This is a genomic window from Bacillus sp. ES1-5 (assembly GCF_022487605.1).
In the GTDB taxonomy this organism is placed as follows: domain Bacteria; phylum Bacillota; class Bacilli; order Bacillales; family Bacillaceae_G; genus Bacillus_A; species Bacillus_A wiedmannii.
This window is the reverse complement of record NZ_JAKVPU010000007.1, coordinates 23,621-39,014: the sequence shown is the minus strand read 5'-3', so window position 1 is coordinate 39,014 and position 15,394 is coordinate 23,621. Positions and strand designations below refer to the sequence as shown.

Below are 15,394 nucleotides of genomic sequence, written 5' to 3'. Positions count from 1 at the left end.
AATGAGAAGAATATTACTTATTATTATAAGTGCTATCGTGGCGTTCGCGCTTGCAGCATGTACCGGTAATAAAGTAGATGAAAGTACATCAAAAAAATTTATTTCGAAGGCGGAACAAATTGTATTACTATTAAATGAAGCAAAATATAAAGAAGTACATGAAAAGTTTGATAGTAAAATGAAAGCTGCATTGCCAGAAGAAAAAATGAAAGATCTTACACCTGTAATTGAGAAAGCTGGTACGTTCGAAAAAATTGAAAAACAATCGATTGAAGAAAAAGATGGTTTATATACTGTTATACTTGTAGCGAAATATAGTAAAGAACAACGTACCTTTATCGTAACTTATAACGATAAAGAAGAAATAGCTGGGTTAGTAATTAGGTAGAAATGTAATGGCAGATAAGGTGGTTGTGTCCACTTTATCTGTTTTTTGTTTTAACTAAAATATGGTTATTCATGCTAATATAAATTCATAGCTATAGAGAAGGGATAGGTTAGTATGAAAACTGAAATAGTTCCTAAAAAGAAGTACAGCATAATAAGCTACATATCTTTACTCATCGGTATTTTATGTTTTCTGTTCGTTTTTGTAACTCCGACAAGGATAGCGAATGCAGGTAATCTAGTGGGAGATTATATTACAGTTGCCCTCACTGTTGCAGGTATCATACTTTCTGTCATTACGATGACGAAAAAAACAGAGAAGAAGGGGATTGCTATTCTTTCATTAATACTGTCCTTATCCTTCTTTATATTTTGGATTATCGCAATTATTTTAGTTTTGACTGGTCGAGTTAGTTTTGCGCCATAATACCGAATAAAAAGAGTCCTTCATACGAGAAGGACTCTTTTTATTCACTTTCTTCTGGTTGATATTCTAAAATATCCCCTGGTTGGCATTCTAACGCTTTACAAATAGCATCTAAAGTTGTAATTCTAATTGCTTTTGCTTTTCCATTTTTTAATATAGAAAGGTTAGCCATTGTAATTCCAACCTTCTCTGAAAGTTCAGTTACACTCATTTTACGTTTCGCTAACATTACATCAATATTAATTATTATTGCCATGTTATTCACCTCAGACCGTTAAATCATTTTCTGATTTTATATCTATCGCATCTTTTAAAAGTCTTTGGAGAACGGCAGCAAAGACTGCGATTACCATTGAAGCAAAGATTAGGAGCATGCCTATTATAATAATACCTGGTGCGTCATCTCTCTCCGCTACGAGATAGAAGAGTGGCATACCTATTACATATAATACACTAATTGTAATAGCACATTGTTTTATCTTTTTTAAAGCTCTAACAGATAATTTCGAGAAGGCGTTACCCTTGTCAATGTAGCTTACAAGTTTAAAGGCTTGGTATAGAGCAAAGTAAAAAGGTATGGCCGTTGCATATAGATTGATTAAAACAAGATATTTTATATATGCAATATCCGGATACAATTCCGCTGCATAATTCCCGATATTAGGAATTAAAAATATACACAAAGCAAAAACAGGAATACCGATGAGGATAATTGCTGTCTTTAAAAAGAGTGTTGATCCTTGTTTCATATAAAGCACCTCATTTTTAAATTATCATTTTAATTTAACATAAATTTTATCGTTTAACAATAAATTCTTATTTATTTCAATCGGATTTTTATTGAGAAACAAATTTTAGGGAAGAGAATGATAAGACGTTTTTATAAAATAGGTGTGGTCTCTAGTTATTTGAACATAAAAAGCTATGATATGTAGCGTTCGTTGCCTTACTAATAAAAGAAAGTGAAGGGAATGATTGTTAGCTTCATGAAAATTGGGGACTAATAAAACATATATAAATGAATGTAAAACATACGGAGGAACAACAATGTCGAATTTGGGTTTATTGATGAAGAGGTTACTGTTAGTAGGAACAATCACACTAAGTATGTTATGTACGGAAAGCATGATGAATGATCATACGGTGGAAGCTAAGGTGAAACAAGTAGAACGGCAACCGAAAAATGTAATCATAATGGTTATGGACGGAACGAGTTCTTCAGCAACGACATTAGCTCGCTTGTATAAAGAGAAACCACTTGCACTAGATGAAATTGTAACAGGAGGAGTTCGTACCTATTCGGCGGAATCAGCTATAACAGACTCAGCCCCAGCAGCTACAGCTTTAGCGACGGGGAATAAATCGAATTCAGGATATGTAGGTATATTACCTTCTATTGTAAGTTCACCTGGCTTAAAATCAATAAAAGAAGAGGACAAGTTACGGCCAGTTGCCAATGTTCTAGAAGGTGCTAAACGCACTGGTCGCGCAACTGGAATTGTTGCTACAGCTGAAATTCAGCATGCTACTCCGGCCGGGTTCTCTGCTCACCACGTCAACCGTAAGCGTTTTGACGTAATTGCGGAGCAACAAGTATATCAAAATATAGATGTCGTATTAGGCGGGGGAAAAGCGGAACTGCTATCCACAAAAAGAAAAGATGGTGAAGATTTAGTAAAGGTGATTCAAGACAAAGGATACGACTTTGTTGAAACGAAAGATGCATTGTTGAACTCCAAATCTAAGAAAATTTGGGGCTCTTTCTCACATAATGCTCTTGCGTTTGATATGGATCGTGAAGCAACAAATCCGGAACAACCAACACTTTCTCAAATGACGGAAAAAGCAATTCAAACACTATCAAAAGATAAAGATGGTTTCTTTTTATTTGTAGAGGGAAGTAAGCCAGACTGGGCAGCTCATGTGAATGATCCAATAGGGATGATTAGTGATGTATTAGCATTTGATAACGCAGTTGCAGAAGCATTGGAATTTGCAAAAAAAGATGGTAATACGATGTTAATAGCTGTAACTGATCATGGTAACAGCGGTATTTCTATTGGGAATGCGAATACAACAAAAGGCTATAATATTACGCCGGTCTCTGCATACATTGATCCATTAAAAAAAGCAAAAATGACACTTGAAGGTGCTACAAATAAACTAAAATCTGATTTATCTAATGTAGAAGATGTAACTAAATTATACGGTTTGGACAATTTAACTTATGATGAAAAAGAAAGAGTAAAAGCAGCAAAAAAGAAATCGGATGTAGGTCCAATACTTACTACATTACTAGCTAACCGTGCGAACATAGGCTTCACAACAGGAGGGCATACAGGCGAGGATGTATTTTTATATTCATACGGACCTCAAAAGCCAAACGGTTTGATCCAAAACACAGACATTGCGAAGACGCTGGCGAAAGCAATGGGCTTTAACTTAGAAGAAGTAACAAACAAATTATTTGTAGAGAGTGAATTAGCCTTTAAACCAAACGGTGCAACTGTAACAATAGATAATACTGATGCAGAAAACCCGGTGCTCATAGTAAAATGTAATAATGTAAAAGCTCAATTCTTTGTAAATAAAAATATAATTCGTATTAAGAATAAAGAATATGAATTAGGTAGTGTCGTTGTAGAAAGTAATGGCAAGTTCTATATACCAGAAGAAGCAATCCGTTTATTCATAAAGCATTCTCGTTAAAAAAATGCCAATTCCTTAGCTAGTACTTAGGAATTGGCATTTTTTGTGTAGCTGAAATTTCATTTGAAAACAAGAGTAAAGAGAATCACAACTTTTAAAATGGACTTCTTGTAAATTTATTTATTTTATGTTTTTCACCCTGAAAAATATTTCTCAACATTTTAGCCCTTTAAAAAGATTGAATATTCGTATTATAACGAATATTATGTTCCTATCGGCAAAAAAAACGATAATTTGCAGACACTGGGGAGGAAAAGCATTGAAAAAGAATAAGAAGTTAAAACCATTATCAGTTTTAGCAACAGCGGCAGTGTTAAGTAGTACGTTTGCTTTTGGAAGTCATGCAGCGTATGCTGATACGCCACCATCTCTACCAATTGATGAGCATTTAATACCAGATGAGCGTTTGGCAGAAGCGCTGAAACAAAGGGGAGTAATTGATCAATCTGCATCACAAGCTGAGACATCAAAGGCTGTCGAAAATTATGTTGAGAAAAAGAAAGGGGAAAACCCTGGGAAAGAAATCTTGACAGGAGATAGTCTTACGCAAGAAGCTTCTGATTTTATGAAAAAAGTAAAAGATACAAAAATGAAGGAAAATGAACAGGCGCAGCAACCTGAAGTAGGACCAGTGGCTGGACAAGATGCAGGATTGAATTCTAGAAAACTAAATGGAAAAGTACCTACTACACCAGCGAAGCAAGAAGAGTACAATGGAGCTGTTCGAAAAGATAAAGTGCTTGTTTTACTCGTAGAATTTAGCGATTTTAAGCATAATAATATTGATCAAGAACCGGGTTACATGTATTCTAAGGACTTTAATCGTGAACATTATCAAAAAATGTTATTTGGTGATGAGCAATTTACGTTATTTGATGGATCGAAGATTAACACTTTTAAACAATATTATGAAGAGCAATCTGGCGGAAGCTACACAGTTGATGGCACTGTAACCGAATGGCTTACTGTTCCAGGAAAAGCTTCAGATTATGGTGCGGATGCGGGAACTGGTCATGATAATAAAGGTCCTTTAGGGCCACGCGATTTTGTGAAAGAAGCATTAAAAGCAGCTGTAGCAAAAGGCATTAATTTAGCTGATTATGATCAATTTGATCAATACGATCAAGATGGTGATGGAAATAAAAACGAGCCAGATGGAATTATTGACCACCTAATGGTTGTACATGCGGGCGTAGGTCAAGAAGCTGGCGGTGGTAAATTGAAAGATGATGCGATTTGGTCCCATCGTTCAAAACTAGGATCAAAGCCATATGCGATTGATGGTACAAAATCTACTGTATCAAACTGGGGCGGAAAGATGGCTGCATATGATTATACAATCGAGCCTGAAGACGGAGCAGTTGGTGTGTTTGCGCATGAGTATGGTCATGATTTAGGCTTACCAGATGAATATGATACAAAGTACTCTGGACAAGGTGAACCTGTTGAATCATGGTCCCTTATGAGCGGCGGTAGCTGGGCTGGGAAAATTGCGGGAACAGAGCCAACAAGTTTCTCACCGCAAAATAAAGAGTTTTTTCAAAAGAATATGAAGGGGAACTGGGCGAATATCGTCGAAGTAGATTATGATAAACTTCGCACGGGAATTGGTACTGCAACATATTTAGATCAAAGTGTTACAAAATCAAAACGACCAGGAATCGTTCGTGTTAACTTGCCAGACAAAGATATAAAAAATATCGAATCAGCATTTGGTAAGAAGTTTTATTACAGCACAAAAGGAAATGACATTCATACAACACTTGAGACACCAGTATTTGACTTAACGACTGCAACGGATGCTAAGTTTGATTATAAGGCATTTTATGAATTGGAAGCGAAGTATGATTTCCTTGACGTAAATGCGATTGCAGAAGATGGAACGAAGACACGTATTGATAGAATGGGCGAAAAAGATGTAAAAGGCGGCGTAGATACAACAGATGGTAAGTGGGTTGATAAATCATACGATTTAAGCCAATTTAAAGGAAAGAAAGTAAAACTGCAATTTGAGTATGTAACAGATATTGCAGTAGCTTATAAAGGATTTGCGTTAGACAATGCAGCATTAACTGTAGATGGAAAAGTTGTTTTCTCTGATGATGCAGAAGGACAGCCAACAATGACGCTAAAAGGATTTACTGTGTCTAATGGATTTGAACAGAAAAAACATAACTACTATATCGAGTGGCGAAATTACGCTGGGTCTGACACGGCGCTACAACATGCACGTGGTCCAGTATTTAATACAGGAATGGTTGTATGGTATGCGGATCAAAGCTTTACAGATAACTGGGTAGGCGTTCATCCAGGCGAAGGGTTCCTTGGGGTAGTAGATTCTCATCCAGAGGCAATCGTAGGAACATTAAATGGACAACCAACTGTGAAGAGCAGTACACGTTATCAAATTGCCGATGCGGCATTCTCATTTGATCAAACGCCAGCATGGAAAGTAAATTCGCCAACCCGTGGTATCTTTGATTATAAAGGATTGCCAGGCGTTGCGAAATTTGATGATTCTAAGCAATACATCAATAGTGTTATTCCAGATGCCGGACGTAAGTTGCCGAAACTTGGATTGAAGTTTGAAGTAGTAGGTCAAGCTGAAGACAAGTCCGCAGGTGCAGTTTGGATCCATCGCTAAAATAAAATGAAAAGGAGCTGCCATAAGTCGGTGAAACCTGACTTATGGCAGCTCTTTTCTTCTTGTGAGAAAAAACTGTTACATAAATACAAATTGAAAAAATTACCATTTAAAGAAATGAAAAGATGTACAGAAGTGAAAAAGTCCTCTGCTTTTTTATATATTTATTGGAAAAAATAGATGTTTCTTTTATAATTGAAATGCTCCATCAGTCCGATTATGTAAGGTTTTTTGACCGTAAGTAATTTGTAAGTAATGAGTAAGAAAAAAGAGATTTTTATATTATATAATATTTATTACAGCTACTTTTAACACCTGATACTAATAGTATGCTATAATGTGAATTAGCAACATAAAGGAAAGGAATTAGACCAATGACATTAGAAAATACTAAAAATTTAAAAAAACAAGTTGCTCCTTATGAAAAATCAACGATTAAAAAAAGTGTGTGGCAACTTATTAACACAATCGTGCCATTCATTATTTTATGGTACCTTGCTTATAAAAGTTTGTCCGTTTCTTATTGGTTATCGTTAGTTCCATCTCTGTTAGCCGCTGGTTTTATGACACGGATTTTCATTATTTTTCATGATTGTACCCATTATTCATTCTTTAAAAGTCGACCTGCAAATAGAATCGTAGGGACATGTATGGGTGTGTTAACTTTATTCCCGTTTGATCAATGGGGACATGAGCATTCTATTCATCACGCTACAAGTGGTAATTTGGATAAGAGAGGTACAGGAGATATTTGGACGCTTACAGTGGATGAATATGTAGCTGCTCCATTTAGACTGCGTTTAGCATATCGCTTATATCGCAATCCATTCGTTATGTTTGGATTAGGTCCGATTTATGTTTTCTTACTTAAAAATAGATTTAACCGAAAAGGTGCTAGACAGAAAGAACGTATGAATACGTATTTGACGAATATTATAATCGTTGCTTTAATAGTTATACTTTGCTGGGCAATTGGGTGGCAATCGTTTCTGTTAGTGCATGGCACTATATTCTTAATAGCAGGTTCAGTAGGAATTTGGCTGTTTTACGTACAGCACACATTCGAAGATTCTTATTTTGAAGAGGATAAAGATTGGGAATATGTGAAAGCGGCAGTGGAAGGAAGTTCATTTTATAAACTTCCAAAAATCTTGCAATTTCTAACTGGTAATATTGGATTCCATCATGTTCACCATTTAAGTCCAAGAGTACCTAACTATAAACTAGAAGAGGCACACAATAATACGCTTCCGTTAAAAAATGTACCAACGATTACACTTGCTACAAGCTTACGATCACTCCGTTTTCGTCTTTGGGATGAGAAAAGTAACAATTTTGTTACCTTTAAAGAATTCAAAAAAATAATTAAAAACAATGTTTCTGTTCGAGTGAAATCTGAACTATAATTTCATCGTATATAAAAAACTCTCCTTAATCATTTTCGATTTAAGGAGAGTTTTTGTTTAATTATTTTATGACCGATATTGAAGAGGGGGAATGCTTATGTGTAAGTATAAATATAAAGAGACAGTAATTATGTTATGTAAACAAAATGAATCATTATAATTTTTTATAATAGTGAAGGATATAGTACATATATAATGGAAAGCAGAAGGTGGATGATAGCAATTATAAGAACACATACAACGTAATAAAATAATTCTTTCAAAAGGAAGGGGACATGAAAGATGTTGAAATTACAAGGGAAATACAATGAAGCAAAAGTATTTACTAATAACGTTGATGAGACTGCAACTGGGCAGATTATTGATCTTTGTAACCAAGAATTCGTAAAGGATAGTCAAATTCGTATTATGCCAGATACACATGCAGGAGCAGGTTGCACGATTGGGACAACTATGACAATACAAGATAAAATTGTTCCTAATCTTGTAGGGGTAGACATTGGTTGTGGTATGGAAGTTGTTGTGATTGATAAGAAAAAAGAAGAAATTAATTTCGATTACTTAGACGAAACGATTCGTAAATTTGTTCCAAGTGGTTTTCGTATCCGAGATAAAGAACATCGATTCTCAAAAATGATTGATTTTGATAGTGTGAAGGCCCCATATACATTACAACGAGCTCAAAAAAGTATAGGTACTCTTGGAGGAGGAAATCATTTCATTGAATTAAATGAAGATGATAAAGGAAATGTATATATTGTCATTCATAGTGGTTCTCGTAATTTAGGTAAACAAATAGCAGAGTATTACCAGAACTTCGCGTATGAACAACTAATTCATGTTACATCAATGAAGGATGAGATTATTAAGAGATTAACTAAAGAGGGGAGAGAAAAAGAAATACAAGAAACTTTACGTGGAATTAAGAAGCCACAGATTCGTAAAGAACTAGCTTATTTAGAAGGAGAAGGATTCAAAGATTATATGAATGACATGAATATAGCCCAAAAGTATGCTGAGTTCAATCGTAAAGCAATGATTGATGAAATTGTCACTAAAATGGATTGGAAAGTAACTGATCAATTTACTACAATACATAACTATATTGACATGGAAAATATGATTCTACGAAAAGGTGCTATTTCAGCTCAGAAAGATGAACGAGTAATTATTCCAATTAACATGAGAGATGGTTCAATTATTGCATTTGGTAAAGGTAATCCAGACTGGAACTTTTCTGGTCCGCACGGGGCAGGACGTATCATGAGTCGTAAGAAGGCTAAAGAATTATTGAGTCTAGAGGACTTCCAAAATACGATGAAAGAGGTTTGGACTACATCGGTAGTAGAGAGCACAATTGATGAGGCACCAATGGTATACAAGCCAATGGATGAAATTATAACAAATACAAAAGAAACGATAGATATAAAGCACATAATTAAGCCATTATATAATTTTAAAGCGAATTAGAAGGGATAAATAAGCGGCCAGAAAAAACTATTTTTCGTATTTTTTGTTTGGAAACAATCTAATCAAGGGAAGTAGTTTCATTTTATGGCGGATGGGATAGAAAAAAAGTCGATTTCCAGTGGAGTAAAGAAATCGACTTTTATATTTGTTTTGTTGAATGAAAGCAACCGTTAGCTTAATAGCAAAGGATTATAACCGTCTATTTCTCCCAAAGCTCAATTAGACGACCTTCAGGATCTTTAATCCAAATAAACTTTCCGAACTCACTAATTTCTTCTTTCTTTTCAAGAGGTACACCAATATGTTCAAGATGCTGAATAGTCTCATTTAAATTATGTACTTCAAAATTTAACATCACTTGCTGTTCTATTGGAAAATAATTATCATTTTCGGTAAAGAAAGAAAAAATAGTCTCATTTCCTAATTGGGGTTTAATCACAGTCCCATTCCAATTTTCTATTTCAATTTTCAACACTTCACTGTACCATTTTTTTATAACATCAAGATTGTTAGTCCTCCAAAATATTCCCCCGAAACCTTTTATCATTGTAGATAACTCCTGTCTTTTTTAAAATTTTTAAGCAGTATATATTCAATATATCAAAACAGTAACAGTAAGGAAAATCAATAACGTATAAAAAATGGGAAATTCCAATTACTAGTATTGTAGTATTTACCGCATTATGGAAATCGGTATCACTTTTCAAAGAACTTGCAATCCAAGTAAAGGTATATAGTAATACTGACTCGTATGAGGTAATGAATGAAAAGGGAATAGAACAAATGACAATGATAAAAGACCGCATATGAAATGAAAGCCATGTGCGGTCTTTTATATAAGTATAGTATTACATAGTCTCGCTAATTTTAGTTTCACTACGAGTGTTAGTAGCAATTCTTTTCTTAACTTTAAAGTGATAGTAGGTGTAGCAAAAAATGATAAATGGTACAGTGCAATAGATTCCAAGTCGTTGTTCAGGGATAAAGATAAGACTAATTAATATAATGCCATACAATCCAAAACCAAGAATTGGTACAAGTGGATAAAGTGGAGTTTTAAATTTTAAGTCTTCTAATCTTCCACCGTCTGCTAAATAATGTTTACGGAAAAAGAATTGAGAGACACAAATTGACATCCAAACAATGATTGTTATGACTCCAGAAATGGAAATTAACCATAAGTAAACTGTTTCAGCAGCTACGACGCTTGTTAAAAGAGAAAAAGCAGAAATAGAAATTGTCAAAATTAAAGCGTTTAAAGGTATTCCTCGTGAAGATAATTTTTTTAAAAAGGCCGGAGCCATTTCATTTTTTGATAATGACCAAAGCATGCGAGTTGCGGCGTACAGTCCAGAGTTTGCGACAGAAAGAACAGCAGTAAGAATAACAAAATTCATAATATCAGCTGCATATGGAATACCGATATTATCAAATACAGCAACGAATGGGCTCTTTGTTAATCCTGCATCTTCCCAAGGAATTAAAGCAACAAGAACAAAGATTGCTAAGACGAAGAAAAACATCGTGCGCCATATAATATTTCTAATAGAACGAGGTAAAGTTTTTGCTGGATCTTCACTTTCACCTGCTGCGATTCCGACAAGTTCTGTACCTTGGAAGGAATAATTGACTGTAACCATTGTTAATAGAATAGCTGCAAGTCCATTTGGGAATAAACCGCCATGATTTACGAAATTTGATAATAACGGGGCTGGTTCGTCGCCTTTTAAGTCAATAAAACCGAACATAGCGGCACCGCCAAGGATAATAAAAGCTATAATGGCAGATACTTTTATACTTGAAAACCAAAATTCTGTTTCTGCATAACTACGAGCAGATAATGCGTTAATAGTGAAGATAGTAACGCCAAATATTAAACACCAAACCCAAACAGGAACATCAGGAAACCAGCGCTGCATTGTAATGCCGGCAGTTGTAAATTCAAGACCGGTCGTATTCGCCCAGCTTAACCAATACAACCATCCGATTGTAAAGCCTGTTGCAGGATTGATGAACTTAGTTGCATATTCCTGAAAAGAACCTGAAACAGGCATGGCTACAGCAAGTTCACCAAGACAAAGCATAACGAAATACATTAATAATCCACCAGCCATAAAGGCAAGTACGGATCCACCAGGCCCAGCTTGACTTATAATAAAACCAGATCCGTTAAATAACCCCGTTCCAATCACACCACCGAGTGCAATCATGAATAAGTGTCTACTTTTCATCGTACGTTTTAATTCATTGTTTGTATTACTTACTTGCGTCATTGTTTTCCTCACTTTCGTAGTTGATAGAATAAAGTTTGATGTTTTTCCGTATTGTGGAATGTATTCCGTGATGTGAAATCTTGTTATAATTTTCAGATAATTAAAAAGAAAAGTCAATATTTTTTTGTTCACGCTTACAAATTATTATCAGTGGCATATTTTTATTTTTAGAAAATTGAATAAATGGATTGATTTCATTTTAAATTTTTGTTAAATTGATAGGTAATTGAGCGAACTAGCATATTACAAGTCAAGCTGAGGTGAGTTATTATGGTGCAGTCCATTGATCGAGCGATAAGTATTATAAAGTTGTTAAATTCTACTAATGAAAAAGAGTATTGGGCTATTTCTGATATAGCGGACAGAACACAGCTCCCAGTTAGTACAGTACATAGATTACTTAACTCTTTAATCGAGCATGGGTTAGTTACGCAAATTTCAGAAACGAAACAGTACAAAATTGGGCCAATGTGGATGGAAATAGGATTACGTCAATTGGAGAAAGTAGACTACAGATCAGTTGCAAGAGAAGTGATGAAGCGGTTAGCCTCTGAAGTGGAAGAAAGTGTTTATTTGAACATTCCAAATGGAACACATTCTATTATCATTGAAAGAATGGATAGCCCTTTAAAAATTCGAGTTATTGATAACTTAGGGGAACAAATTCCACTTTCAATTGGTGCCGCAAATAAAACGATGCTTGCCAATATGAAAACGAATGAAATGGAACATATTGTAGAACATTTACTTTCTTCATTACCAGAACAAAAGTACATTCTTTTAGATCAAATAAAGCAAATAAAAACTGAAGGATATGCGGTAAGTTATGGTGAAAAAACAGAAGGGACAGCTTCAGTAGCTGCACCTATTATCGGATTTAATCATAAAGTAGTAGGAGCATTAAGTGTTGGGTTAATTAGTCATCGCATAAATGATGATCGACTATCTTTTCTTATTAGTAAGGTAAAACAAGCAGCTCATGAAATATCAATAAAAATCGGCAGTACATCAGAACTATAATTTTGATAACTGTCGTCATTTTTTATTCATATACTGGAATTCATTTTCATAATGCGGAAAAATAGGGGGATTTATATGTCAAAGTGGCAATCAAAAGAACAATTGATTCAATTATTAAGCAGTCTTGTTGAAATTCCTAGTATTACAGGTACAGAAGCTGAAGTAATATTGCCAGACTTTGTTGTGGAACAATTATCTGATTTACAGTACTTCAAAGAAAAACCGCATCATTTGCAAAAAAATCCGACGGGGGACGGACGATTTTTTGTTACAGCCCTAGTAAAGAAAAGCGATAGTACAAAAAATACAGTAATTCTAGTTAGTCACTTTGATGTTGTAGATGTGCAAGATTACGGAGTTTGGAAAGAAGATGCATTTAATCCTAAAAAGTTAACATCTATGTTTTATTCTCATAAAGATGAATTACCAGACCAAGTACGTGAAGATATAGAACAAGGAGATTGGCTGTTTGGCAGAGGAACAATGGATATGAAATGCGGCCTCGCATTACAAATAGCAATGATTGAGCAAGCCTGTGAAGGAAGATTTGACGGGAATGTTCTTTTATTAGCTGTTCCAGATGAAGAAGTAAACTCTGTAGGGATGAGGGCTGCTGTTCCAAGATTATTAGAGTTAGCAAGAGAACACGATTTAGATTATAAAACGGTACTAAATTCAGAGCCTATGTTTTCACGACATCCTGGTGACCAAAATAAGTATATTTACACTGGTTCTATTGGTAAAGTGTTACCTGGATTCCTTTGCTACGGAAAAGAGACACATGTAGGTGAACCATTTGCAGGTTTAAACGGGAGTTATATGGCTGCTTTATTAACGGCTGAATTAGAATTGAATACGGACCTTTGTGATGTTGTAGAAGGAGAAGCGAGTCCTCCGCCAACTAACTTACTTCAACGGGACTTAAAGGAGGATTATTCTGTACAAATTCCGCATCGTGCAGTCACATTATTCAATTTGTTTTTACTGGAAAAAACGATGACAGATGTCGTTTCATTGTTACGTCAAAAAGTAACAAAAGTAGCAGAGAAAATAGAAGAATCATACGAGAAGCAAGCATATCGTTTTTCTAAATATAATCCGTTTATACCGCCTAATATGAAAGTAAATGTATTAACGTATGAAGAGCTTATCGCTTATGCAATTGAACAACATGGGCAAGAGAAAATAGATGATATTCAATCTAGTATAATAAAAAATAGAGAAGATCAAGATGATCGTGCGGTAACAATTGATTTAGTAGATAAACTAGCTATTTTATGTAAAGAAAAGGCGCCGATGATTGTACTTTTCTTCGCTCCACCATATTATCCAGCTGTAAGTTCACGCAACAATCCGTTAATTAAAGAGGTAGTTGCAGAAATGGAAAAGTATGCTCACTACAATCATAACATTACATTTGAAAACCAAAACTATTTTGGAGGAATTTCAGATTTGAGCTATGTGGGTTTACAGAATCCACTAGATTCAATGAGTTCACTTGTAGACAATATGCCATTATGGGATAAAGGTTATTCGATTCCACTTCAGGATCTAGAAGAGTTTGACGTTCCGGTATTAAATATGGGGCCGGTAGGAAAAGATGCACATCAATGGACAGAACGTTTAGATGTAAATTACGCATTTGAAACGCTATTAGATATGTTACCGAAATGCATTGAAAAATTATTAGTTGCTAATAAAATTACACAATCATAGTAGGGAATAGGTAAGGGATAAAACTAGAACTTTTAAAGAAGATTCGAACTAAAATATTTTAATATAATTAAAAATCAAAACGGCAAAACTCAAGTATATATGAGTTTTGCCGTTTATCATTTAGTGAATTCATAGCTAACGCGATCTCTTTTATAGTTTTACTTTTTAGTTTGACCAGATAGTTCAACAGATTTTTGCGTACAACGCTGCATAGCTGAAATAATCGCTGTTCGTAATCCTTTTTCCTCTAATGTTGCGACAGCTTCTATTGTCGTTCCACCAGGAGAACAAACCATATCTTTCAATTCACCTGGATGAATGCCTGTTTCTAGTACCATTTTTGCAGAGCCTAACACAGCTTGAGCAGCGAATTTATATGCTTGATTTCGTGGCATACCATCTAATACAGCTGCATCTGCCATTGCTTCTATAATCATATATACGTATGCTGGTGACGAACCACTTACAGATGTTACAACATCCATTAATTTTTCGCTTACGATTTCTGCTTGACCAAAGCTAGTGAAAATGTTTAGCACATCTTCTAAGTCTTTTTCTGTCACCATTTCATTAGGGCATAAAGCAGACATACCTTCTCCAACGAGAGCAGGGGTATTAGGCATTACTCGTACAACTTTTAACTTTTTATCAAAAGAATCCTCTGTACTTTTGATGTTTTTTCCAGCAGCGATCGTTACGACAATAACATCATTTTTTATCACATCTTTTATTTCGTTAATTACTGATGCGTATAAGTCTGGTTTAATTGATAAAATTAAAATATCAGCATTTTTAGCTACTTCATTGTTGTCAGTAGTTGTAGTGAGTCCATATTGTTCACTAGCATGTTTTAAATTCGTAGTGTTTAAATCCGAACAAATAATATTATTTGCAGACACTATCTTTTTGTTTAGCATCCCGCCAATGATAGCCATTCCCATATTCCCGCAACCGATAAATCCAATTTGTTTATCCATAATAACTTAATCTTGCTCCTTTTATAATAAATTATATCATTTTGAAATTGCTATCTTAAAATAACAATAACATCTTTATGTAATATAAAGAAACATTCTAAGAGAATATATTCCTTTTTGCAACACTAAAAGTTAAAAATCAATTATTTTCGATATTATGTAAATATATACACTTTAATTTTAGGTTTTATGTTGATGAATATGAGTTAGACTTATATCGATTTGTATTTTCATTCAGTACGGTAATAATTTCATACAAGTAACTTGCCGCTCTATTTATTTTTAAAAATACTTCTTGACACCAAATCAAATTATATCGCATAATATAAAAAATTAAACCGAAAATCGTTGAAGGGAAATAGTAC

General features: G+C 34.5%; 13 protein-coding genes and 1 other annotated feature (1 of these 14 only partly in view). Of the genes, 8 read left to right on the top strand and 5 right to left on the bottom strand.

Annotated features, from left to right (window positions below):
• Nucleotide 1 precedes the first annotated feature (1 nt).
• Nucleotides 2–388: a DUF3887 domain-containing protein gene (locus MKO96_RS20940; RefSeq protein ID WP_240588526.1), complete on the top strand. Its 387-nt coding sequence runs from the start codon at nt 2–4 to the stop codon at nt 386–388.
• Nucleotides 389–502: 114 nt separating this feature from the next.
• On the top strand, nt 503–814 hold the full coding sequence (locus tag MKO96_RS20935) for a hypothetical protein (protein ID WP_240588525.1): 312 nt from the start codon (nt 503–505) through the stop codon (nt 812–814).
• Nucleotides 815–854: 40 nt separating this feature from the next.
• Here MKO96_RS20935 and MKO96_RS20930 read toward each other — a convergent pair whose 3' ends face one another.
• Together MKO96_RS20930 and MKO96_RS20925 are read right to left on the bottom strand one after the other, a co-directional pair.
• Nucleotides 855–1,070, bottom strand: coding sequence for a helix-turn-helix domain-containing protein (locus MKO96_RS20930; RefSeq protein WP_087981020.1), 216 nt, complete (start codon nt 1,068–1,070; stop codon nt 855–857).
• 10 nt (nt 1,071–1,080) lie between these two features.
• On the bottom strand, nt 1,081–1,563 hold the full coding sequence (locus MKO96_RS20925; protein WP_240588524.1) for a DUF2975 domain-containing protein: 483 nt from the start codon (nt 1,561–1,563) through the stop codon (nt 1,081–1,083).
• A 298-nt stretch (nt 1,564–1,861) separates the two neighbouring features.
• Here MKO96_RS20925 and MKO96_RS20920 point away from each other — a divergent pair, with 298 nt between their 5' ends.
• The 4 genes from MKO96_RS20920 (at nt 1,862) to MKO96_RS20905 (ending at nt 9,043) form a co-directional block, all read left to right on the top strand.
• On the top strand, nt 1,862–3,523 hold the full coding sequence (locus MKO96_RS20920; RefSeq protein WP_240588523.1) for an alkaline phosphatase: 1,662 nt from the start codon (nt 1,862–1,864) through the stop codon (nt 3,521–3,523).
• A gap of 259 nt (nt 3,524–3,782) precedes the next feature.
• Nucleotides 3,783–6,167: an immune inhibitor A domain-containing protein gene (locus MKO96_RS20915; protein WP_240588522.1), complete on the top strand. Its 2,385-nt coding sequence runs from the start codon at nt 3,783–3,785 to the stop codon at nt 6,165–6,167.
• Nucleotides 6,168–6,541: 374 nt separating this feature from the next.
• On the top strand, nt 6,542–7,573 hold the full coding sequence (gene desA, locus MKO96_RS20910; protein ID WP_140386816.1) for a Delta(5) desaturase DesA: 1,032 nt from the start codon (nt 6,542–6,544) through the stop codon (nt 7,571–7,573).
• A 282-nt stretch (nt 7,574–7,855) separates the two neighbouring features.
• Complete coding sequence (locus MKO96_RS20905) at nt 7,856–9,043, top strand: RtcB family protein (protein ID WP_240588521.1); 1,188 nt, start codon at nt 7,856–7,858, stop codon at nt 9,041–9,043.
• 199 nt (nt 9,044–9,242) lie between these two features.
• On the opposite strand, the gene MKO96_RS20900 is transcribed toward MKO96_RS20905, so the two are convergent.
• Both MKO96_RS20900 and MKO96_RS20895 read right to left on the bottom strand, forming a co-directional pair.
• Entirely contained in the window at nt 9,243–9,590 is a 348-nt protein-coding gene (locus tag MKO96_RS20900) for a VOC family protein (protein ID WP_087981015.1), read from the bottom strand.
• 301 nt (nt 9,591–9,891) lie between these two features.
• Entirely contained in the window at nt 9,892–11,316 is a 1,425-nt protein-coding gene (locus MKO96_RS20895; protein ID WP_240588520.1) for an amino acid permease, read from the bottom strand.
• Between the two features lie 270 nt (nt 11,317–11,586).
• Here MKO96_RS20895 and MKO96_RS20890 point away from each other — a divergent pair, with 270 nt between their 5' ends.
• Both MKO96_RS20890 and MKO96_RS20885 read left to right on the top strand, forming a co-directional pair.
• Complete coding sequence (locus MKO96_RS20890; protein WP_240588519.1) at nt 11,587–12,336, top strand: IclR family transcriptional regulator; 750 nt, start codon at nt 11,587–11,589, stop codon at nt 12,334–12,336.
• A 51-nt stretch (nt 12,337–12,387) separates the two neighbouring features.
• Nucleotides 12,388–14,052, top strand: coding sequence for a M20/M25/M40 family metallo-hydrolase (locus tag MKO96_RS20885; RefSeq protein WP_240588518.1), 1,665 nt, complete (start codon nt 12,388–12,390; stop codon nt 14,050–14,052).
• A gap of 158 nt (nt 14,053–14,210) precedes the next feature.
• Here MKO96_RS20885 and proC read toward each other — a convergent pair whose 3' ends face one another.
• Entirely contained in the window at nt 14,211–15,029 is an 819-nt protein-coding gene (gene proC, locus MKO96_RS20880) for a pyrroline-5-carboxylate reductase (protein WP_240588517.1), read from the bottom strand.
• A 339-nt stretch (nt 15,030–15,368) separates the two neighbouring features.
• Nucleotides 15,369–15,394: a binding site (T-box leader), on the top strand (it continues 185 nt past the right edge of the window).

Coding starts and splice junctions, on each gene's coding strand:
- MKO96_RS20940 (WP_240588526.1), top strand. CDS start 2: ATGAGAAGAATATTACTTATTATTATAAGTGCTATCGTGGCGTTCGCG.
- MKO96_RS20935 (WP_240588525.1), top strand. CDS start 503: ATGAAAACTGAAATAGTTCCTAAAAAGAAGTACAGCATAATAAGCTAC.
- MKO96_RS20930 (WP_087981020.1), bottom strand. CDS start 1,070: ATGGCAATAATAATTAATATTGATGTAATGTTAGCGAAACGTAAAATG.
- MKO96_RS20925 (WP_240588524.1), bottom strand. CDS start 1,563: ATGAAACAAGGATCAACACTCTTTTTAAAGACAGCAATTATCCTCATC.
- MKO96_RS20920 (WP_240588523.1), top strand. CDS start 1,862: ATGTCGAATTTGGGTTTATTGATGAAGAGGTTACTGTTAGTAGGAACA.
- desA (WP_140386816.1), top strand. CDS start 6,542: ATGACATTAGAAAATACTAAAAATTTAAAAAAACAAGTTGCTCCTTAT.
- MKO96_RS20905 (WP_240588521.1), top strand. CDS start 7,856: ATGTTGAAATTACAAGGGAAATACAATGAAGCAAAAGTATTTACTAAT.
- MKO96_RS20900 (WP_087981015.1), bottom strand. CDS start 9,590: ATGATAAAAGGTTTCGGGGGAATATTTTGGAGGACTAACAATCTTGAT.
- MKO96_RS20895 (WP_240588520.1), bottom strand. CDS start 11,316: ATGACGCAAGTAAGTAATACAAACAATGAATTAAAACGTACGATGAAA.
- MKO96_RS20890 (WP_240588519.1), top strand. CDS start 11,587: ATGGTGCAGTCCATTGATCGAGCGATAAGTATTATAAAGTTGTTAAAT.
- MKO96_RS20885 (WP_240588518.1), top strand. CDS start 12,388: ATGCGGAAAAATAGGGGGATTTATATGTCAAAGTGGCAATCAAAAGAA.
- proC (WP_240588517.1), bottom strand. CDS start 15,029: ATGGATAAACAAATTGGATTTATCGGTTGCGGGAATATGGGAATGGCT.